Genomic DNA, 21,075 nt, shown 5'->3' with positions numbered 1-21,075 from the left:
GCGCGGCACGCACGCGGCGCTCTCAGAGGGCTGGCGTCGACTCAGGAGCGACACGGAGCGATCCGTCGCCGGCCGCCTCGAAAAGTGTGCCGAGACGCAGCAGCTCGGGGTCTGAATACGCGGCGCCGGCGAACGTGAGCCCAACAGGCATGCCAATATCGGCCATGACTCCCATCGCGACGGTGACCGTGGGAATTCCGAGGTGGCGCAGTGCGTAGTTCCCGTTCGAGAAGAAGACGCCGTTCGACCACGCGTGGTCCGCAGCTGCCTTCTCACGCTCGGCCGATTCGCGCCCCACGTCGGCGTTTGCCGGGAACACGACGGCGTCGAACCCTTCGGTCTGCAGCCACGACTCGAACAGGTCCTCGCGCAACTGAACGAGCGCGCGCAGACCGGCAGCGAAGTCGGGGCGCTCCCGCGGGTCCGGGATGCCAGCCTTCGCGAACGCGACGACCGCGCGGTAACGGTTCGCGTAGTCTTCGACTTCTTCGTAACGGTCGGGCAGCGTGCCTGGGGGCTGCGGGAAGATCGTATCGGGGTCGACGTCCGCGAGCGTGGGGATCGCGGGGTCGCCGTTTGCGCGAAGGAAGTCGTCCCAGCCGTACGCGAGGAAGTGGTTGAACTCGGTGTCCATCCAGCCGTCGGGCAGCACCCCGAGCTCGCCGACGTTTTCCTGGCCGGGGCGATCGCCCTCGTAGCGTTCGATGAGGGGGAAACCAGTTTCGACGACCTCGGCGCCAAGCGCTTCGAGACGGGCGCACGCGTCCGCCCACAGGTCGAGCACTGTCGGGCGAACCGCAATGGGGAAGTCAGGATCGAGGCCGAGGTACATCTTCGGCACCGCGAAACGTTTGCCCGCAAGCGGCTGGGCATGCAGTTCGGGCCCGGCTTTCGACTCCCCCTCGCGTTCTGGCGCTTCCGCGAGGGCAAGGTATGACTCTGGCCGATGCTCGCTCGGCGCGGGCACAGGGACGGCGTTCTGGGCCCGCCAGAAGTCCCCGCGGGTGACCTCGTCGTCCTGCACGAGCACGTCGAGCAACCTGAGCATGTCTGGCATTGACCGCGTGTGCGGAACGACGACGTCGCGCGCCGGGAACAGCGGCCAGTTCCCGCGGATTGACAGCACGCCCCAGGAGGGGGTGTAGGCGCACAGGCCGTTGTTTGAGGCCGGGCTGCGGCCGCTTGAGACTGTTTCCTCGCCCATGCCGAAGACTGCAAGGTTTGCTGCCGTCGCGACGGCCGACCCGTTCGAAGACCCTGAGGCGTAGGCTGCTGCAAGGTAGTCGCGGTTGTAGGGCGACTCGGCTCGTCCGTAGACGCCACGCTGCATGCCGCCGTCGGCCATGGGCGGCATGTTTGTCTTGCCGATGAGCACCGCCCCCGCTTCCCGGAGCTTCTCGACTGAGAATGCATCCCACTGCGCGACGAGGTGCTCGAACGCCGGTGAGCCTGAGGCGACAGTGAGGCCACGCACCATGTACGAATCTTTGACGGTGAATGGCACGCCCTCGAGCGCGCGCTGCGTGCCAGCTTTCCAGCGGGCGTCGGACTCTGCCGCTTGAGCGAGCGCGTCTGGGTTGGGCACAACGACAGCGTGAAGTCCGTCATCGCCAAGGTCGTACGCTTCGATGCGAGCGAGGTAGCTTTCGGTCACGCTCGTCGGCGTGGCCGACCCTGTTTCGTAGGCTCCGAGCACGTCTGCGATGCTCGCTTCGATGAGTTGAAAAGACTCGCGCATGCCCCCATGCTAGTGGGGACATGCGCGAGTCTTGTGCGTTCTTTCGGCGCAGTGCCGACAGCGCTACTTTCGGCCGGTCACTGCGCGCGCAACGATCTCACGCATGACCTCGTTGGTGCCGCCGTAGATTCGGTGGACGCGCGCATCGAGGAATGCGCGCGCGATCGGGTACTCGGTGATGTAGCCGTAGCCACCGTGGAGCTGGACGCCCTGGTCGAGGATCTCCCACTCGCGCTCGGTGCACCAGAACTTGACCTTGGCAGCCTCGTCTGCGGTGAGCTTGCCCTCCATGAACAGCTTCATGGCACGGTCGATGTATGCCCACATAACGTCGACCGTTGTTGCCATGTCAGCGAGGCTGAAGCGCGAGTTCTGGAAGTCGGCGACGGGCTTTCCAAACGCCTCGCGGCTCTTCGTGTAGTCGAGCGTCCACTGGAACCCCGCAGCAGCGATTGCCGTCGCAGCGACACCGATCGAGAGGCGCTCGAGCGGGAGGTTCTCCATGAGCTGCACGAATCCGTGCCCCTCGACACCCCCGATGAGGTTCTCGTCTGGAACGAACACGTCAACAAAGCTGAGCTCGGCGGTGTCGTGGCCGTGCGAACCCATCTTGTGAAGCTTGCGGCCGTGGTCGAAGCCGTCCATGCCGTCTTCGATAATGATGAGGCTGAAGGCGTCGGGGCGATTGCCCTCGCCGGTCTTCACGAAAGTCACGATGATGTCGGCTGTCTTGCCGCTCGAGATGAACGTCTTTGCTCCGTTGACGATGTAGCCGCCATCAGTCTTCTTCGCAGTCGTTGTGACGCCGCGCAGGTCGCTGCCGGCGCCTGGCTCAGTCATTGCGAGTGCTCCAAGCACCTCGCACGTCGCCATCTTCGGGAGCCACTTGGCCTTCTGCTCGTCAGTGCCGAAGCGTGCAATGTACGGAACCGCGAGGTCGTCCTGAATTCCGACTGCGCCTGCGAGCGCGGCGCCGGTGCCCGAGAGCGTGAGCTCCTCGAGCACGATTGACCTGAAACGGTAGTCCTCAAGCATGCCGGCTCCGCCGAACTCTTCGGGAACCGAGAGACCGACAATGCCGTGTTCAGCCGCCGCGAGCATCGTCGCGCGGTCGACCTCACCTGCCTCTTCCCACTCGTTCATCTTCTCGGTGGTGACGTAGCGCTTGATGAATTGCTTGACCATCTCACGGAAGTCATCGTGGATCTCTTCGTAAATTTCGCGTTCCATGTGCGTGTTCCCTTCGCGTCGTCGCGTTCGCAGGTTGTGATGGGCGGAGCCTGCTGGGCGTACCCACATGGGAACCCTCAGCGTCGGCTTTCGGTACACCCAGCATGAATGACCTTGCGATGCAACGTCAAGAGATTTGTTGCGTAGCTCCAGCTTTTTCGATCACTTCAGCCTGTGGTCTGCGCAACAACTCCACCAGCAGGAGCGTCGCGAGGAACCAGCCAAGCGCTGCGAGCACGCTCGCAAGCGAAATCGGGCGGTTCAAGAACACTACGAGTACTGTCGCCGCTACGGCGACGGACCAAATCATTGGGCGGATCCGATCGATCCAACTGCCGACGGCGCCGGTGTTGAGGTGCAGCCTGTCGAGGCCAGCCCGCGCACGGTCGAAGCCCCTGTTGGCTGCGCTTCTGATCGCACGCGCCTGTCGTGAAGAACCAAACAGCCACGCGGCGACAGCAATGAGCGCCGAGAGAACTGTGAGCGCGACAAGGATCGCGTGAATGTTCAACGTCACTTGCCCAAACAGCGCTTCGGCAGTAGCGACGGGCATGAACGCCGGACTCACTGTCGCAACGAAGAAGAGCTTACCCGTGCCGATCCCTGCGATCAGCAGCAGGAAGGAGGCAGCAAGCCCGATTCCCGCTCCCAGCGTCGCGCGGGCACGCTTGCGAGCTATCGCGATCGCTGCGACAAGCAGCCCGAGCACAAGCCAAGGGAGCCAGTATCCGACCGCCGTGGCGAACGTATACGCGGTGCGTACGGATGCGAGCGAGTCAGAGGTCACCAGCGGGATTGAGCGATCGATCTCCGGGATCAAGCTTGCGAGGTCGACGCCCTGAGCTTGGAGCATTGTTTTGGCCTCGGCGATGATCGTGCCGAGCTCGACAGAGACGGTCCCGTCGTCAGAGAGCTGGAGCGCACTGTTGGGGTCGCCCTGGATCACGGCGATCGCGCGCGCGTGGGTTTGCCGCAGCGCGACCTCCCAGATCTGTGCAAACTGCGGCGACGTGACCATGCGGTCGACAGTGGTGCGCAGGATCGACTGGATGCCGTGCACTGCGGGGCCCTCAAGCATCGTGAACGCTGCCGCGGCCTGCGGCGGCAGATCGAGCGCACTCAAACCGCTCACGGCGTCGTGCACGACTGCCTCGATATCGAGGCTCTCTTCGATCGCGTCGACGACTTCGTCGGAGATGAACGACTGCACCGCCGGCTTCTCGGCGAGCGGCGCGAGCCCGGAAACGAAGCGATCTGTGTCGATAAGTTCGGCCCGCACCCACGTGCTCACGACCGCGGCGGGCGCAAGCAGCGCGGCGACGACGATCAGGATTACGGCGAGCACCGAACGTGCGCGAGCGCCAGCCCGGGTGCCGGTAGCGCGTTTCAGCTCGGTGTTCTCGCTCTCGAGAGCCTCTACACGGTCGCGCAGCTCCTCGAGCTCACCGCCTGGCCCGCTCATCGGGTCACGGCCTGTCGCGCCGAGTCATCCTGTGGACCTCCAGAGAATCTGCTCATAGCTGGAGATTAGCGCACCAAGAGTTCGTGGTCATCAAGCTCTTTCGACGCTGCGTCGTGCGTTTCTCGTTAGGGAACATCGGTTGCCCGTATGGATTCCGTTAGGACGCGTGATTTCCCTCGCTCGCGGGTATTCAATCAAGGCATGCGCCACCGCGGCGCCCGCCCCTGACAGCGTTCAGCGAGGCATATTTCGAACGGAGATCATCGTGCTCGATGTGGTCTACGCGCTCGGCGCGATCGCCCTCTTCGCGCTCATTGGCGTTGTTGCAAAGGCGGTGGAGAAGCTGTGATCGTTTTCGACATTCTCGCCGCACTCCTCGCAATCTCGGCCCTCGTCTTTCTTGGAGTTGCGCTCACCCGACCGGAGAAGTTCTGATGGGGTGGGTCGGTGCGCTTCTCGCGGTCGGCACTGTCGCGGTAATCATCGCCGTCCTGTACCGCCCCCTCGGCGACTACATCGCATGGGTGTACACGTCGCAGCGGGACTCGCGCGTTGAGCGCGGGATCTACCGCCTGATAGGGGTCGACGCGCGGGCCGAGCAAAGCTGGCAGGCGTACCTGCGCAGCGTGCTCACGTTCTCGGTCGTGGGACTGCTGCTCGTCTACGGGATGCAGCGCCTCCAACATGTGCTGCCGCTCTCGCTCGGGCTCCCCGCACCGAGCGCGCCCCTGTCGTTCAACACCGCAGCCTCGTTTGTCGGGAATACGAACTGGCAGTCGTACTCCCCCGAGGCAACGCTCGGCTATGCGGCACAGATGGCCGGCCTCGCCGTACAAAACTTCACGTCCGCAGCTGTCGGAATCGCTGTCGCCGTCGCGCTCGTACGCGGCTTCGCCTACCGACGCTCTGGCACGATCGGCAACTTCTGGGTTGACGTCACTCGCGGCATCCTCAGGCTCTTGCTGCCAGTTGCAGCTGTGAGCGCCGTTGTGCTCATCAGCGCCGGCGTGATCCAGAACTTCAACGGGTTCACCGACGTGACAACGCTTGCCGGAGCATCTCAGTCGATCCCCGGTGGCCCCACTGCGTCGCAGGAAGCGATCAAGCTGCTCGGCACGAACGGCGGCGGGTTCTTCAATGCGAACTCATCGCATCCATTCGAGAACCCAACGGGCTGGACGAACTTGTTCGAGATTGTTCTCATGCTCGCCATTCCGTTCGCGCTGCCGCGAGCCTTCGGCAGGATTGTTGGTGACAACCGTCAGGGGTACGCGATCCTCGGAGTGATGGGTGTGCTGTATCTCGGATCATTCGCCGCCCTCACCGCTGTCGAGCTCGCAGGCAACGGCACGGCACCGGAGCTCGCGGGAGCGGCGCTCGAAGGTAAGGAACAGCGTTTCGGGATCATTGGGTCGACGCTGTTCGCGACGACGAGCACCGGCACTTCAACGGGCGCGGTGAACTCGATGCACGACTCGTACACCGCGCTCGGCGGCTTCTTCCCAACGCTCAACATGATGCTCGGCGAGGTTTCGCCTGGCGGGGTCGGCTCGGGCCTCTACGCTCTGCTCGTGCTCGCCGTGATCACGGTGTTCATCGCAGGGCTCCTCATCGGGCGCACCCCCGAGTACCTCGGGAAGAAGATCGGGCCGAAAGAGGTCAAGCTTGCTGCGCTCTACATCCTCGTCATGCCGATGCTCGTGCTGACGGGAACCGCACTCAGCTTTGCTGTCCCGGGGGTACGCGAGAGCGTCACCGAAGACTCGATCCTCAACGACGGCGTCCACGGCATGTCCGAGGTGCTCTACGCGTTCACCTCAGCAGCGAACAACAACGGTTCAGCGTTCGCCGGGCTCACCGCGGACACCCCGTGGTTGAACACGGCGCTTGGCGTCACGATCCTGCTCGGCCGGTTCCTCCCCATCATGCTCGTGCTCGCGCTCGCGGGTTCCCTCGCGGCGCAGGACACAGTCCCCGCGACCTCGGGCACCCTTCCCACCCACCGCCCGCTGTTCGTCGGGCTGCTTGCAGCGGTCACCATCCTCCTCTCCGCGCTCGCGTTCCTCCCCGTTCTCGCGCTAGGCCCCCTAGCTGAAGGGCTCATGTAACCATGTCAACGCACACTCTCCCCACCCGCAGCGGGTTCTCGCTCGCCCAGCTCAGCCACGCACTCCCCGGGGCGCTGCGAAAGCTCGACCCGATTCAGCAGTGGCGCAACCCAGTGATGTTTATCGTCTGGGTCGGCGCCGCGCTCACGACCGCACTCGCGCTCGCCGAGCCATTCCTCGGAGGCCCATCTGATTCAGGCGGCAGCTCGGTGCCAGTCTCATTCACGGCGGCGATCGCCGTGTGGCTGTGGTTGACAGTGTTCTTCGCGAACATTGCCGAGTCGGTCGCCGAGGGCCGCGGCAAGGCGCAAGCTGAATCGCTCCGTAAGACGCGGACGAGCACCACGGCGAACCGCGTCGACCAGTACACCCCCGATTCCGACCCCGCTGCTGCCGACTCGGCAGTGACCCCGGCCGCCTCCTCCGAGCTGCGCATCGGCGACACAGTCGTGGTTGTCGCTGGCGAGCTGATCCCTGGCGACGGTGACATTGTTTGGGGCATCGCCTCCGTCGATGAGTCGGCGATCACCGGAGAGTCTGCACCGGTCGTGCGCGAGTCGGGCGGCGACAGGTCCGCTGTCACAGGCGGCACCCGGGTGCTCTCTGACCGCATCGTCGTGCGAATCACCTCACAGCCTGGCGACACCTTCGTCGACAGGATGATCGCCCTCGTCGAGGGCGCCGCGCGACAGAAGACTCCGAACGAGATCGCCCTCAACATCCTGCTCGCGAGCCTGTCAATCGTGTTCGTGATCGTCGTGCTCACGCTCAACCCGATTGCGTCGTACGCCGCCGCACCTGTCAGCCTTGCAGTGCTCACCGCACTGCTTGTCTGCCTCATCCCCACAACAATCGGCGCGCTCCTCAGCGCCGTCGGCATCGCCGGCATGGACAGGCTCGTGCAGCGCAACGTGCTCGCCACATCGGGGCGCGCGGTTGAGGCGGCTGGCGACGTCACCACGCTGCTCCTCGACAAGACAGGCACCATCACATACGGCAACCGCCGAGCAAGCAATTTCATCCCCCTCCTCGGAATCGCAGACACCGAACTCATTGCCGCAGCAGCGCTGTCGTCGCTCGCAGACCCCACCCCGGAGGGAAGCTCGATCGTCGAACTCGCCAACACACTCGGGGCGACGTACGACACGAACACCACGGGTGAGATCGTGCCGTTCACCGCGCAGACCCGAATGTCGGGGCTCAACCTCCCAGACGGCACAGAGATCCGTAAGGGCGCCGGCTCCGCAGTGCTTGCGTGGCTCGAAGATGGCGGCGCCCCGCTCCCTCCGCAACGGTCGGCCGAGCTCCAGCAACGCATCGCCGAGGTTTCTGAGAGCGGCGGCACGCCGCTCGTCGTCGCCACGCGTGCCGGTTCCGAGCGGAAGCTCCTCGGCGTTGTTCATCTCAAGGACGTCGTGAAGGAGGGGCTCCCGGAGAAGTTTCGCGAGCTGCGTGCAATGGGGATCCGAACAGTCATGATCACCGGCGACAACGCACTCACCGCGGCCGCGATCTCGCGCGAAGCTGGCGTCGACGACTTTCTCGCCGAGGCAACTCCCGAAGACAAGCTCGCCTACATTCGCGCAGAACAGGCGGGCGGCAACCTCGTCGCGATGACCGGAGACGGCACGAACGATGCCCCCGCACTCGCGCAGGCAGACGTCGGCGTCGCCATGAACTCGGGGACCTCGGCGGCCAAAGAGGCTGGCAACATGGTTGACCTAGACTCCGACCCGTCGAAGCTCATCGATATCGTCCGCATCGGCAAGCAGCTGCTCATCACCCGTGGCGCGCTCACAACGTTCTCGATCGCGAACGACATCGCGAAGTACTTCGCGATCATTCCCGCGATGTTCATGGGGATCTTCCCCGGCCTCGCCGCGCTGAACATCATGGGCCTGCACTCGGCGGCATCCGCCGTGCTCTCCGCAATCATCTTCAACGCCATCGTGATCGTGTTTCTCATTCCGCTCGCGCTGCGCGGGGTGAAGTACAGGCCAGGCACTGCCGCGAGCATTCTCGGCCGCAACCTCACGGTATACGGGCTCGGCGGTGTCGTCGCCCCCTTCGTCGGGATCTGGCTCATCGACCAACTCGTCCGACTCATCCCCGGGTTCTAACCCATCAGAAAGAGGCACACACAATGAATGCCGCACCACGCACCACCCGCCGCACACTGTGGGTCGCGATTCGCGCGATGGTGATCTTCACCCTCCTGCTCGGCATCGCCTACCCGCTCGCACTCACCGGCATCGGCCAGCTCGCGTTCCCGTGGCAGGCAAACGGCTCGCTGCGAGCCAACGCAACCGGCGAGGTTGTCGGATCGGCCCACCTCGGGCAGCAGTTCCTCACTGAAAGCGGCGAACCCGATCCGCAGTTCTTCCAGCCCCGCCCATCCGCAGCCGGCGACGGCTACGACGGCGCCGCGTCCTCCGGTTCAAACCTTGGGCCCGAAAACCCCGACCTCGTCGCGGCAATCGCCGAACGACGGGCTGCAGTTGCGAGGTTCAATGGGGTCACGGAGTCCGAGGTCCCGGCCGACGCCGTGACAGCGTCCTCCTCCGGCCTGGATCCTCATATCAGCGCCGACTACGCCGCCGTGCAGATCAGCCGAGTCGCGGACGCACGCGGACTCGATCGAAGCGAGGTTCAAAACCTCGTACGCGCCCACACGCAGGCCCCAGACCTCGGCTTCCTTGGCGAGAGTAGGGTGAACGTACTCGAGTTGAATCTGGCGCTCGAACAGTTGCGGAGGTGAGCATGGACAAGCGAGGGCGGCTGCGGGTCTTTCTCGGCGCCGCCCCCGGCGTGGGAAAGACCTTCTCGATGCTCGAAGAGGGAAGACGTCTCCTCGCCGACGGGCGCGACGTCGTCGTCGCCATCGTCGAATCTCACGGACGCGCAGCGACCGCCGCACTCACCGAAGGCCTCCCCCACATTTCCCGAGCGCGTCTCAGCCACCGCGGCGTTTCCCTCGACGAGATGGACCTCGCCGCGGTACTCGAACGGCGGCCCGAGATCGCTCTCGTCGACGAACTCGCGCACACAAACGCTCCCGGGGCTGCCAACGAGAAGCGCTGGCAAGATGTCGCAGAACTCCTCGCGGCGGGCATCGACGTCATCTCAACGCTCAATGTGCAGCACATCGAGTCATTGAACGATGTTGTCGAACAGATCACCGGAGTTCCACAACAGGAGACGGTGCCAGACAGCTTCCTCCGGGGAGCGGACGAACTCGAGCTCGTCGACCTCGCGCCACAGTCGCTCCGTGACAGGTTGGCCGACGGCTACGTCTACCCGGCCGAACGTATCGACGCCGCGCTCTCGCACTACTTCAGGCTCGGCAACCTCACCGCGCTTCGCGAACTCGCGCTCGTGTGGCTCGCAGACGAGGTTGACCAGGCGCTCCGCGGCTACCGCGCCGAGCACGGGATTGACGGCACGTGGGAGGCACGTGAGCGCGTTGTCGTCGCGCTGACTGGCGGCCCCGAGGGCGACACCCTCTTGCGTCGCGGTGCACGGATCGCCGCGAGGTCATCTGGCGGCGAGCTGCTCGCGGTACACGTCACGAGTCAAGACGGGCTCAGGAGTGCCGCGCCCGACGTGCTCGCGAACCAGCGCGCGCTCGTGGAGAAGCTCAACGGCAGCTACCATCAGGTCGTCGGCGAAGACGTGCCGACGGCGCTCGTCGAATTCGCCAGGTCCGTGAACGCGACACAGCTCGTGCTCGGAGCGAGCCGCCGCGGCAGGTTCGCCGCCGCCCTCACTGGTCCAGGGATCGGCGCGACGGTGGTGCGGGAGTCGGGTGAAATCGACGTCCACATGGTCAATCATTCGGCCGCGGCCCGCCGGTTCGCACTGCCGCCACTCACTGGCGCGCTCACGGCGCGTCGACGAATCCTCGGCTTCGTCGTCGCGCTCGTCGGCGGACCCGTTCTCACATACTTCCTCACGCTCTCACGCAGCCCCGATTCGATCACCGCAGACGTGCTGAGCTATCAGCTGCTGACTGTCATCGTTGCACTCGTCGGCGGGATCTGGCCTGCCCTCTTCGCCGCCGTGCTTTCGGGGCTCACCCTCGACTATTTCTTCATCGAACCGATCTTCACTGTGCACATTCACGAGCCGCTGCACTTGCTGTCGCTCGGCCTGTACGTGATTATTGCGAGCCTCGTCAGCTTCATCGTCGATCGCGCTGCCCGCCATACGAGGGCCGCCCGCCGATCGGCTGCAGAATCAGAACTGATCCAAACCATCGCGGGCAGTGTCCTCCGCGGTGACGACGCCGCACAGGCACTCGCCGATCGCACCCGCGAAGCGTTTCAGCTCGAGGCCGTGCGAGTCGTGCACGAGGGCACCGGGCGGATAGTTGCAGCCTCGGGCGCAGTCATCGACGGCGACAAGCGCACCCGGGCGGCGCTCGGAGAGCACGCCTGGCTGGAACTCTACGGCCAGCCGCTCGCCGCTGGCGAGCAGCGTCTGCTCTCAGTCGTCGTCGCACAGCTCTCGGCGGCCCTCGCCCGCCAGGAGCTCGAGGAAACCGCCCGAGAGATCGGTCCGATTGCGGCATCCGACCGTGTACGCGGCGCGCTGCTCACCGCCCTCAGCCATGACCTCCGTCGCCCACTCGCTGCCGCGACTGCAGCCGTCGGCGGGCTCCGGGCTGCGGGCGCCAGGCTCACGTTCGAAGACCGCGCCGAGCTGCTCGACACCGCCGAGGAGAGCCTCGGAGCCCTCGGTACGCTGCTCACCGATCTCCTCGACGTGAGCCGTCTGCAGGGCGGCGTACTCAGCATCGCGAACCTCCCGACCGACCCAGCAGAAGCGATTGCCCCCGCACTCGACGAGCTTGGACTCGGCCCCAGTGAGGTTCGTCTCGCCCTCGGTCACGGCGAAGGCCGCGCGAATGCCGACCCTGTGCTGCTGCAGCGCGTGATCGTGAACCTCTTGGCGAACGCACTGCGGCACTCTCCCGCAGGCTCGAGCATCATCGTCAGCACGAGCGTCTTCGGCGATGTGCTCGAGATTCGTATTATCGATCACGGTCCAGGTGTACCCCGTGACCGGCTCGAAGACATCTTCGTCCCGTTCCAGCGCCTCGGGGACACAGACAACGAAACAGGGCTCGGCCTTGGGCTTGCGCTCTCGCGTGGCTTCGTCGAGGCGATGGGAGGTACTCTCACACCAGAAGAGACACCGGGAGGGGGCCTCACAATGGTCGTTGCACTCACACGCCCCGAAGGACACACTGCATGAAGATCCTCATCGCTGACGACGACCCACAGATCCTGCGCGCACTGCGAATCACGCTCACAGCGAAGGGCTACGAAGTTGTTACTGCGGCCGACGGGAAGGATGCGATTGCGGTGGCAATCGATCACGACCCGGATCTGTTGGTGCTCGACCTCGGCATGCCGCAGCTCGATGGGCTCGCAGTGATCCAAGCCTTTCGCGGGTGGTCACACGCCCCCATACTTGTCGTTTCGGGTCGGGCAGGAGCCGACGACAAGATCGAAGCGCTCGACGCTGGCGCCGACGACTACGTCACGAAACCATTCTCGGTTGGAGAACTGCTCGCGCGCATCAGGGCACTCACCAGGCGCAGCCCACAGGGCGAGGCCGCACCCACCGCGCGGCTCGGCGCGGTCACCGTCGACCTCGCGGCGCACAGCATCGTGCGCGAGACCCCAACGGGCGACAAACAGATCAAGCTCACGCCCACGGAGTGGCAGGTGATTGACATCCTCATCCGCAACATGGGGAAGCTCGTGACTCGACACACACTCCTCACCAGCATCTGGGGCACCGAACATGCCGAGGACACCGGGTATCTCAGGCTGTACGTCTCGCAGCTGCGCAAGAAGATAGAGGATGACCCAGCTCATCCCGTGCATATTCTCACCGAGCCCGGCATGGGATACCGGCTCTCGGAGTAACCCCTCGCCCGCGGGCCGAGGGCCGCAGTGAGAGAGCCGGCGACTACGCCTAGGCGGACGCCACGACGAGGATCGGATCGCTCGTCGGCGCCCCGGTCGGAGAACCGCCCCGCGCTTCCACCGTCACGGCGACTGCATCGCCGGGCCGAAATCCCGTCGCGATCATGGCAGTGTCGCTGTCGCCGTCAGCATGCACGACGCCGAGCGAGATAGGGGTTTCCCCCCGCACGATCCACAGCTCAAAGTCCCGCTGGTCGTCGAGACTTGGCAGTCCCTCGGCCACGAACACCGCTGTTTGCGCAGAGTCCGACCAATGTACGCTCGCCTCGCCCGATTCCCCGAAGGTCGCAGTCGCGACGGCTGCGTCCGGGGCATCAGCGATCTGCTCAAGCGCGAGCGCAACTGGGTCGTTCGGGAGAAAAAGGTCTCGCGCAAACGGTGTGAGGCTCAACGTGGCCAGCACTGCAATTGACGCGGCGAGGGCAAACCAGCCTGCCCACCGTCGAGTTGGCCGAGGAGCGAACTCGTCGCGAACACGACGCTCAGGCTCAGGCAATGCCTCGGCCGTCCGCCCATCACGGTCGTCGTGTTCGCTTGCACGCCTATCGCCGTGGTTTTCTCCAGATGCGGGGTCTTGCGGAAGGCCCGCAATCGCAGCGAGGATAGCGTTCCGCGAGGCCTGCGACGGTTCGACCGTGCCAGCGCCAGCGTCTGCGGCCGCTTCACCGAGCGCCGCTGCAACCTCGCGGTCCGCATCAACGATCTCGCTCCAGCCTGGGTTCGCGGCGAGCGCGGCCGCAAAGGCCTGCTCCTCGTCGGGTGAGAGCGCGTGTAGCGCGCGCCCCGCGGAGAGCACTCGGAACTCTTGTTCGTTCATGGCGCCACCTCCAATACTGTTCTCAGTCTCGTCAGCCCGTCTCTCAACCGGGTCTTGATCGTTCCAAGCGGCGTGGCAAGCAGCACCGCGATCTCACTCTGGGTGTACCCACCAAAGTAAGCGAGCACGAGCGCCTGCCGTTGAGCCTCTGGCAATTCGGAAAGCCCAGCGACGGCCGCTGAACCGTCAATCAAGAGCTCGACCTCCTCCTCGACAACCGGGCCCGAACTCGCTTGCTCCCTGGCGCCGGCAAGAAGATCTCGGCGACGCGACGCCTGCACCGCACGCACCCGGTCTACAGCCCGTCGATGCGCTATGGTCAGCACCCACGCGCGTGCATGCCCACGCTCAGGATCAAACGATGTCGCTCCCTGCCACACCTCAAGGAACACGTCTTGCAAGACTTCTTCGCTCAACGCCCTGTCAACGAGCACGCGAAGTATCAAGCGGAAGACTCTCCCGGAGAGCATGTCGTACAGTGCAGCGAAGGCCTCTCCGTCGCCGGCTGCTGCCCGCACGAGCGCGTCATCGGCAGGATCGGCGCGCTCGCCGTCCTCCGATACTTCCACTCCGTCGATCACCATCTCCCCTAGCATGACGCATTCACCTCCGTTCGTCGTGCTGTGTGACCCTGCGAGTCGCCTCGCGAGCAACTGCTCCGCGTGTTCGTTGACGCAAGCGCTCGCACGAGCGCTACCCAAACGTGAATGAGTAGACCTCAATACCCGTCGGGACCTGCAGTTCAAGTGCCCCTTCCGAAGCATCGCCGGGTTCAACCAAGCGATAGGACTGCGGAGTACCACCAACAGCGACTGTCCGAACGCCACCACCTGGGAGCGTGACTGTGAGTTCGCCGTCCCCAGCCACAACCACCCTCACCTCTGACCCGCGGTAGTTGAGCCGCACGGCCGCGGGCTCACCCGCGTTCGATAGCGGTGTCGCGTATTGGGTCTGGACGTCCCATGCACCTGCAAGGGCGAACGTGTCCGGGCCCTGTTTGGCCGGAAAATCGAACGTTCCCTCGCCCGGCCCGTACCTGCCAGCCCCTGCGTAGTTGTGGTCTTTTGCAGAACCGAGGAATGTCTCGGGGGTGGTGCTCCCGTTCTCGGGCGTGACGTCGCTCGTGTTGGTGGTGGCCGGGAGATCGACATCGGAATCTGCTTCAACGAGTAGCTCGCGGATTAAGCGTTCGGTGGTCTCGTAGTTTCCTTCACCAAACGAAATGTGGCGCACCGTACCCGTGGCGTCGATCAGGTAGTGGGCCGGCCAATAGCGGTTACGGTATTTGGTCCAGGTCGCAAGACTGTTGTCGAGGGCGACCGGGTACTCGATCTCAAATTTGTTCGCCCCAGCCTCAACGTTGCTAGCGTCCTTCTCGAACGCGTACTCGGGCGAGTGCACGCCAATCACCCGCAACCCAGCATCACGGTAGGCCCGATCCCACGCGACAACGTGCGGGATCGAGCGTTGGCAGTTGATGCACGAGTAGGCCCAGAAGTCGACGAGCACAACGTTACCCCGGAGGTCGTCGAGGTCGACCGGAGCCCCGCCCTCAGTGTTCAGCCACGCCTCGATGCCGGAGAGCGCTGGCGCGGTACCGCACGAGCGAAGCTCCTCGGCGTTGGCTGCACAGTTGTCAAGCTCCCGGTTCTCATCAGTGACCAAGCCACCCAGACTGAGCGTGCGCTCGGCGGCGTCGCTTCCGGCGAGCTGTTGTTGGAGCCCAGCCGTGTAGTCCGGCACGAGACGCTGGAGCGCCTGCGGCACATCGAACGCGAGACCAGCGGCAAGCGCGATCAGCGCGATCCCGCCGGCGATCCGGATGCCGCGTTCGCGTCGCCTAAAGCCCCGAATTCGCTGCGCGACGCTACTCCCCGCGAGCGCAAACACGAGTAACGGCACTGCGACGCCAATCGCAAACGACACCGTAAGAAGAACCGTGTCTGGGCCGATCGAACCTGTGGCTCCCGCGACGATGATCGCGGCAAGCACCGGCCCGGCGCACGGCACAAACACCGTGCCGAGGGCGAGCCCCATACCAAATCCGTTTCCGCCATCGCCGACCTTGCGACGCGGCAACCGCTGAAACGGCTTCTCAAGCAGTTGCTCGAACCCTGGAAACAGCATCCCTACTCCGATAACCAACAGCACCGCAACGCCCACCCACCGAATGGCGGTCGGCGGGATGTGGAGCAGGCCGAGCAGCAGGGAACCAATCAGGGTGACCACGGAAAAACTCAACACGAGTCCACCAATGATCCAGAATGGCCTGCTGCGTTTGGCGGGAATGACCACAGGCGCCTTGCCAGGACCTGCCTGCGTTGCGCCGGCTGTGAGGAAGATCACTGGGAGTACCGGGAGGATGCACGGTGATATTCCCGTGATGAGCCCGCCGAGTAGTCCAATAAGCACTGTGTCCATGAGCCGCTCCCCTTTCTGTCTCTGTGACGCGAGACGTCGCCGTGAAGTGAGTTGTCACAGAGGTGTTCGGAGCCACGGACTACGCGGATTGCTGCTAGCCCTTTCGCACCGACGAAAAAATTCTTTTCACAATTTCCAATCCGATGATCGGGCGACTCCGAAGAACCCAATAAGCCGCGAAAATCCGCGGAACAACGTTCGAAGGAGCAACCCATGTTCACCAAGAAGAAGACTCTCGGCACTGCGTTCGCACTCACGCTCGTCGCGGCCGCAGCGCTCACCGGATGCTCGATGGATTCAGCGGAGCCAGAGAAGGCCCCGTCGACCGAACAGTCGGGGCCGAGTGAGACCGAGCAGCAAGTGGATCCCGCTGCGAATCTCGTCGGAACCGGCTGCGCCGCATACGCCGAAGCAGTGCCGTCCGGCGCGGGCTCAATTGTCGGCATGTCTCAGGATCCAGTCGCCGTTGCGGCGTCGAATAATCCCTTGCTCACCACGCTCGTCGCCGCAGTGAGCGGCGGCCTGAACCCTGACGTCGACCTCGTCGACACGCTGAACAGCGACGAGTTCACGGTGTTCGCTCCCGTTGACGACGCTTTTGCCAAGGTCGATTCGGCAACGATCGACACGCTGAAGACCGACAGTGAGATGCTCTCGTCAATCCTCACCTACCACGTAGTGCCCGGCCAGATCGAGCCAGCCGACATCGCCGGCACGCACACAACAGTCAACGGTGCCGAACTCACGGTGACTGGCGAGGGCGACGCTTTGAAGGTGAACGACGCAAACGTGATCTGTGGCGGCGTACAGACCGCCAACGCTGTCGTCTATCTCGTTGACAGCGTTCTCCTGCCTCCGGCGACCGAGAAGTAGCGGGGAAGCCCTTCTCGACAGCCGTTGGGCGACGCCGGTGAGGCCACGACTTTCCGTGGCCTCACCGGCGTTTTCGGTTCGTCGTTTCGCCAGCCCAGCCAGTGGAAGTGAGCGTTGGCTGCGTGAGTGCGGGGCCAGCGAAGTACCAGCCATTCCCCTGAGCCCTCGGTTAGCGTCGATCGCCATGACTGAGCATCAAACTGCTCAGTGACGCCGCATTGGGGCGCCGGATTCCAGGTTTGGACTACTCAAGCGACAGCCCCAATATCACAAATGTTGCCGAAAACTCCACCTGCCATGCAGTGAGACGACGCACTAGATTTACGCTCTTCAAGCACCGCGTAGCCGTGCCGTCGTCGATTACAACCGACGCGAGACAACGAACTCGAAGGATCACGCATGCCACACTCCACCCGCCTCGGAGGCTTCCTTGCTGCGACGCTTGCAGCCTCCACACTCGCGATCGCACCCGGTGCCGCGCAGGCGGTGCAGGACCCGCTCCCCGACGGCAAGGCCGAAGGGAGCGGCGAGTACGGGCTCATCGGCGACAGCCTCGAGACGATTCCGAACATCTACGGCGTCACAATCGACGATGCCGGGAGCATCTGGTACGCAGTCACCGACGGCGCATCGCGCGGCATCACCGAGTACCGGCCGGGAACGCTCGACCCGAACGCCGGCGATTACCTCGGCAACGGCGAGTACGCGGATGGAACCGGGTACCTTGGCGCCGGCTGGAACGCCCCACTGCACTACGCCAATCGAGATTCCGACCGCGACAATCCGGCTGGCGGCACCGAGCCGTGGGCAGAGCCGCGCGGCATCGAGGCCCTCCCTGGCGGCGGCATCGCCGTCTCAGACACCAACGGCAACGTCTCGACACCGACGGGCACAATCCTGTTCTACGACGAGGGCCACACGGTCATCGGCAACGCTGGCGTCGGCGGCGACCAGGGATGCACCCAGCTCGCCGAGGGCGAGCTGGCATGGGGACCCTACTTTGCGGTGCTCGACGACAAGCTCTACGCACCCTACGAAGGTTGCAACGTCGTCAGTGTCTTTTCAGTGCCAGACGGCGAACCGCTCCACCGGCTCACCGGCGAGGGCCAGACTGCCGGGGCATTCCCCAACCCCGCCGCGACCAACGGGCCAGGCGGGCTGAGCGACATCTACGGAGTGTCCACGGACGGCCTGTCAATCTACACAACCGACCTCGGGTACGACAGGACCCCCGCCGCTGGCATGGTGCAGCGATGGACCCTCACCGACGACGGATCCGACTGGCAGCTCGACCACACGTTCGCGGAAGACGGCGCGCTGAGCTTCCCGGGGGTCATGATGTACAACACGGTCATCGGACCAGCGAATGGCCTGTACACGATTCCGCAGAGCGGCCCCGTGCAGAGGTTCACGCACGCCGGCGAGTACGTCGCAGACGTGCAGGTGCGTGACGTGCCGTATACCTCGGCGCGCGATCTCGCGATCACGGAGGAGGGCTGGATCGTGATGACAGCGAAAGGCGAACACAGCCTCCGCATTCTCGCGGAGAGCCCCTCGCCAGTGTCCGGGCTCGCCGGCAAGACTGGTGCCGCCGCGGGAACCGTCGAGCTGTCATGGGATGCGGTTGAAACTACCTACGGTCAGGCGCCCGTACTCGACTACGTCATCGAGCGCTCTCACGACGGCGGGGCGACCTGGCAGGCAATCGAACGAGACGTCAGCCTCAGCACCACTGCGGTGATCGACGGTCTCGCACCCGGCGCGTACGACTTCCGCGTGAGCGCGTACAGCGAGGCCGGCAGGGGCGACAGTGCGATCGTTGACGCCGTTGTTGCGGCCGATGCAGCGCCCGCTGTCGCAACAACGCTCACCGGGACGGCTCCTGAGGTGACCGCACTCGGCGCGGGCGTGACGTGGGAAGCGACGATCACCAATCCAGGCAATACGCCGCTCGCTGACGTCGCCGCGGTGTTTGAGGGTGACACTGGCGGCGTGGCTAAGACCGTCGCGGTCGGTGACCTTGAGGTGGGCGAGTCGACGCGGGTCGAGATCGTCACGCCATTGACCGAGGCACATCTCGCGGACCTCACGGCTGCGAACTCCGTCTCTGTGGTCGGGGTCGCACCCGACGGCACGGCAGTCACCGCCTTGGCGGCGGCGCAGGTTGAGCTCGCTGAGGTTCCGGATCCAGATCCCACCGATCCAGACCCCACCGATCCAGATCCCACCGATCCAGATCCCACGAACCCCGCCCCCACCGGCCCGACGGCCCCCGGCACTGGCGGCGACGGCTCGGGCACTCATCAGACCCCGAAAGGCGGCGCTAACGCGCTGGCACAGAGCGGCTCTAGCGTACCGATCAGCCTGGCAGTTGGCGCGGCCCTCGTCGCCGCGGGCGCGATGTGGCTCCTCGCGCGGAGGCGCCGCACGACAGCCTAGATCGCAAGTGCGGGGCCGGCTGCAAACAGCTAGGCCCCGCACAACTCGAATGGGTCAGCCCGCCCCCACGACGGCCTGACCCATTCGAGAGCTCGGTGCGGCGACGCTACTCGGCGGTGCCCCCGAGCACGCGATCGAGCAGGATCTCGGGCTCGACACGCGGACCAGTGAAGAACGGCGTCTCTTCGATCACATGGCGACGGGCCTCTGTCGCGCGAAGCTCACGCATCAAGTCCACGATGCGCGTCAGGTCGGCCGACTCGAACGCGAGCAGCCACTCGTAGTCGCCGAGCGCGAACGACGCGACAGTGTTCGCGAGCACGTCTCCGTAGTCACGCGCCGCTGCACCGTGCTCCCGGAGCATCTTCGAGCGCTCCTCGTCTGGCAGCAGATACCATTCGCGGCTGCGCACGAACGGGTACACGCAGAGGTAATCGCCCGGGGTCTCACCCGCAAGAAAGGCGGGGATGTGTGCCCTGTTGAACTCGGCTGCGCGGTGCACACCGATGTTCGACCACACAGGTGCGAGTCTGCCGCCTGCGCCAGTGAGGATCGCACGGTAGCCCGCTTGTAGTGCCTCGGTCGAGGGGGCGTGGAGCCAGACGAGCACGTCGGCGTCCGCGCGGAAGCCGGCGACGTCGTACCATCCGCGGACGCTCAGTCCGTCGACCGCAGCCAGCGCCGCGACAGTCGCAGAGACCGCTGCCGCGGGATTCGCCACTGCGGCGGCGGCGCGCTCCTCGCGGAACACCGCGAACATTGTGTAGTTCACCGCCTCGTTGATGGACTCGGCAATTGCGCTGTGGTCAATGACAGGGCGAACAGTCTCGGTCACGATCTCTCCTTCGGTTAATCCTCGGCCCCGGCGAGCACAGGAATGCCTGTCACCTCGCCGTGGCGCATACGGCAGCTCCCGGGTGGGGCGACGTCTGGCAGCGCCGGGTACTCCCCGACGGTCACTGGCCTGGCGTCCTCGCCCCGCTCACGGGCGGCACGCTCGACGACGAGGTCGACGAGGCCGGACACGAACTTGTCTCGCACTCCGACCGTGTCGGCTCTGACGGCCTGAATCCCGAGTTCGCCAGCTGTCTCCATCGCCTCGGTGTCGAGGTCGAATGCGACCTCCATGTGGTCGGATATGAAACCGATCGGGGCGATAACAACCTTGCGCACGCCCTGTTTTGCAAGCTCTTCGAGGTGATCGTTGACGTCAGGTTCGAGCCACGGGGTCCGCGGGTCGCCTGAACGCGAGCAGTACGCGAGCGAGGATTCGAATGCCGGCGCGACATCGCCAGCGAGAAGCGCGTTGATCGTCGCAAGCACATCCTCGTGCTGCTCACGGTACCCGGGTCCGGTCTCGGCCGACGCGTCCTGCATCGTGTCCGGGATCGAGTGGGTGACGTAGACGACGTGGGCGCCGGCGAGACCGCCGTCGAGCTTCACCGCGGCTTCCGCAATTGCGTCTGCGTTTGCGGCGACGAAGCCCGGGTCATTGAAGAACGGTCGAACGATATCAATCTCTGGGGCCGCGTCACCGAGATCGGCGACCGCCGCAGCGAGGTGCTCGCGGTACTGGCGGCTCCCCGAGTACGAGGCGTAGGCGCTCGTGACGATGGTGAGTACGCGCTTCGCGCCAAACGCAACAGCATCGCGAAGAGTGTCGACTGTGTACGGGTGCCAGTTTCGGTTGCCCCAGACGACCGGCAGTTCGATGCCGCGGCGTTCGAGCTCGACCTGCAGCGCCCGCAACAGGTCAAGGTTTTGCTCGTTGATCGGACTCTTGCCCTCGAAGTGCCCGTAGTGCTCACCCACTTCGACGAGTCGGTCCTCCGGGATGTTCTTGCCAACGGTGACATTGCGCAAGAACGGAAGCACGTCGTCGGGCCCGTTGGGGCCGCCAAAGGAGCAGAGGAGCAGGGCATCGTAAGGAGCCGCGAGTGCGGCGGGCGAATTCTCAGTCACGCTCCGTACGCTATTCGACCGAACCTGAA

At 64.8% G+C, this 21,075-nt stretch carries 17 protein-coding genes; 9 read left to right on the top strand and 8 right to left on the bottom strand.

The annotated features are described in order from the left end of the window. Positions 1 to 22: 22 nt before the first annotated feature. The 3 genes from ACF07D_RS11680 to ACF07D_RS11670 all read right to left on the bottom strand — a co-directional run bounded on the left by ACF07D_RS11680 (position 23) and on the right by ACF07D_RS11670 (position 4,430). On the bottom strand, positions 23 to 1,738 hold the full coding sequence (locus ACF07D_RS11680) for an amidase (protein WP_391505021.1): 1,716 nt from the start codon (positions 1,736 to 1,738) through the stop codon (positions 23 to 25). A gap of 63 nt (positions 1,739 to 1,801) precedes the next feature. Next, on the bottom strand, positions 1,802 to 2,968 hold the full coding sequence (locus ACF07D_RS11675) for an acyl-CoA dehydrogenase family protein (RefSeq protein WP_391505020.1): 1,167 nt from the start codon (positions 2,966 to 2,968) through the stop codon (positions 1,802 to 1,804). 127 nt (positions 2,969 to 3,095) lie between these two features. Beyond that, entirely contained in the window at positions 3,096 to 4,430 is a 1,335-nt protein-coding gene (locus ACF07D_RS11670) for a hypothetical protein (RefSeq protein WP_391505019.1), read from the bottom strand. A 166-nt stretch (positions 4,431 to 4,596) separates the two neighbouring features. Between ACF07D_RS11670 and ACF07D_RS11665 the strand changes: the two genes are divergently transcribed. The 7 genes from ACF07D_RS11665 to ACF07D_RS11635 are packed head-to-tail and all read left to right on the top strand — an operon-like array spanning position 4,597 to position 12,474. Further along, positions 4,597 to 4,779 carry a hypothetical protein gene (locus ACF07D_RS11665; protein ID WP_391505018.1) on the top strand — a complete coding sequence of 61 codons (183 nt, stop codon included), beginning with the start codon at positions 4,597 to 4,599 and terminating at the stop codon, positions 4,777 to 4,779. Next, complete coding sequence (locus ACF07D_RS11660; protein ID WP_119284663.1) at positions 4,776 to 4,865, top strand: potassium-transporting ATPase subunit F; 90 nt, start codon at positions 4,776 to 4,778, stop codon at positions 4,863 to 4,865. Before ACF07D_RS11665 ends, ACF07D_RS11660 begins: the two co-directional genes overlap by 4 nt. Next, on the top strand, positions 4,865 to 6,538 hold the full coding sequence (gene kdpA / locus ACF07D_RS11655; protein ID WP_391505017.1) for a potassium-transporting ATPase subunit KdpA: 1,674 nt from the start codon (positions 4,865 to 4,867) through the stop codon (positions 6,536 to 6,538). Before ACF07D_RS11660 ends, kdpA begins: the two co-directional genes overlap by 1 nt. A gap of 2 nt (positions 6,539 to 6,540) precedes the next feature. Then, a complete protein-coding gene (gene kdpB, locus ACF07D_RS11650; RefSeq protein WP_391505016.1) occupies positions 6,541 to 8,658 on the top strand; it encodes a potassium-transporting ATPase subunit KdpB in 2,118 nt (705 codons plus the stop codon). A gap of 23 nt (positions 8,659 to 8,681) precedes the next feature. After that, entirely contained in the window at positions 8,682 to 9,296 is a 615-nt protein-coding gene (gene kdpC, locus ACF07D_RS11645) for a K(+)-transporting ATPase subunit C (protein WP_391505015.1), read from the top strand. Between the two features lie 2 nt (positions 9,297 to 9,298). After that, entirely contained in the window at positions 9,299 to 11,794 is a 2,496-nt protein-coding gene (locus ACF07D_RS11640) for an ATP-binding protein (protein WP_255808178.1), read from the top strand. Then, a complete protein-coding gene (locus ACF07D_RS11635; protein ID WP_119284668.1) occupies positions 11,791 to 12,474 on the top strand; it encodes a response regulator in 684 nt (227 codons plus the stop codon). The genes ACF07D_RS11640 and ACF07D_RS11635 overlap by 4 nt, the downstream gene beginning before the upstream one ends. A 49-nt stretch (positions 12,475 to 12,523) precedes the next feature. Here the strand turns inward: ACF07D_RS11635 and ACF07D_RS11630 are convergent, their stop codons facing one another. The 3 genes from ACF07D_RS11630 to ACF07D_RS11620 all read right to left on the bottom strand — a co-directional run bounded on the left by ACF07D_RS11630 (position 12,524) and on the right by ACF07D_RS11620 (position 15,772). Then, entirely contained in the window at positions 12,524 to 13,351 is an 828-nt protein-coding gene (locus ACF07D_RS11630; protein ID WP_391505014.1) for an anti-sigma factor domain-containing protein, read from the bottom strand. Beyond that, positions 13,348 to 13,947, bottom strand: coding sequence for a sigma-70 family RNA polymerase sigma factor (locus ACF07D_RS11625; protein WP_391505013.1), 600 nt, complete (start codon positions 13,945 to 13,947; stop codon positions 13,348 to 13,350). The genes ACF07D_RS11630 and ACF07D_RS11625 overlap by 4 nt, the downstream gene beginning before the upstream one ends. 97 nt (positions 13,948 to 14,044) lie before the next feature. Further along, entirely contained in the window at positions 14,045 to 15,772 is a 1,728-nt protein-coding gene (locus ACF07D_RS11620; protein WP_391505012.1) for a cytochrome c biogenesis protein DipZ, read from the bottom strand. Positions 15,773 to 15,985: 213 nt separating this feature from the next. Between ACF07D_RS11620 and ACF07D_RS11615 the strand changes: the two genes are divergently transcribed. Together ACF07D_RS11615 and ACF07D_RS11610 are read left to right on the top strand one after the other, a co-directional pair. After that, positions 15,986 to 16,645, top strand: coding sequence for a fasciclin domain-containing protein (locus tag ACF07D_RS11615; RefSeq protein ID WP_391505011.1), 660 nt, complete (start codon positions 15,986 to 15,988; stop codon positions 16,643 to 16,645). 399 nt (positions 16,646 to 17,044) lie between these two features. Then, complete coding sequence (locus tag ACF07D_RS11610) at positions 17,045 to 19,084, top strand: hypothetical protein (protein ID WP_391505010.1); 2,040 nt, start codon at positions 17,045 to 17,047, stop codon at positions 19,082 to 19,084. A gap of 106 nt (positions 19,085 to 19,190) precedes the next feature. Here ACF07D_RS11610 and hemQ read toward each other — a convergent pair whose 3' ends face one another. Both hemQ and ACF07D_RS11600 read right to left on the bottom strand, forming a co-directional pair. Next, complete coding sequence (gene hemQ, locus ACF07D_RS11605) at positions 19,191 to 19,919, bottom strand: hydrogen peroxide-dependent heme synthase (RefSeq protein WP_391505009.1); 729 nt, start codon at positions 19,917 to 19,919, stop codon at positions 19,191 to 19,193. A gap of 14 nt (positions 19,920 to 19,933) precedes the next feature. Next, the gene (locus ACF07D_RS11600) at positions 19,934 to 21,046 is read right to left on the bottom strand and encodes a ferrochelatase (RefSeq protein WP_391505008.1); all 1,113 of its coding nucleotides are present in this window, start codon (positions 21,044 to 21,046) and stop codon (positions 19,934 to 19,936) included. Positions 21,047 to 21,075 lie beyond the last annotated feature (29 nt).

Source organism: Leucobacter sp. NPDC015123 (assembly GCF_043080205.1).
GTDB classification, from domain to species: domain Bacteria; phylum Actinomycetota; class Actinomycetes; order Actinomycetales; family Microbacteriaceae; genus Leucobacter; species Leucobacter aridicollis_A.
The sequence above is the reverse complement of the archived record's forward strand: the minus strand, read 5'-3'. Positions and strand labels throughout refer to the sequence as shown.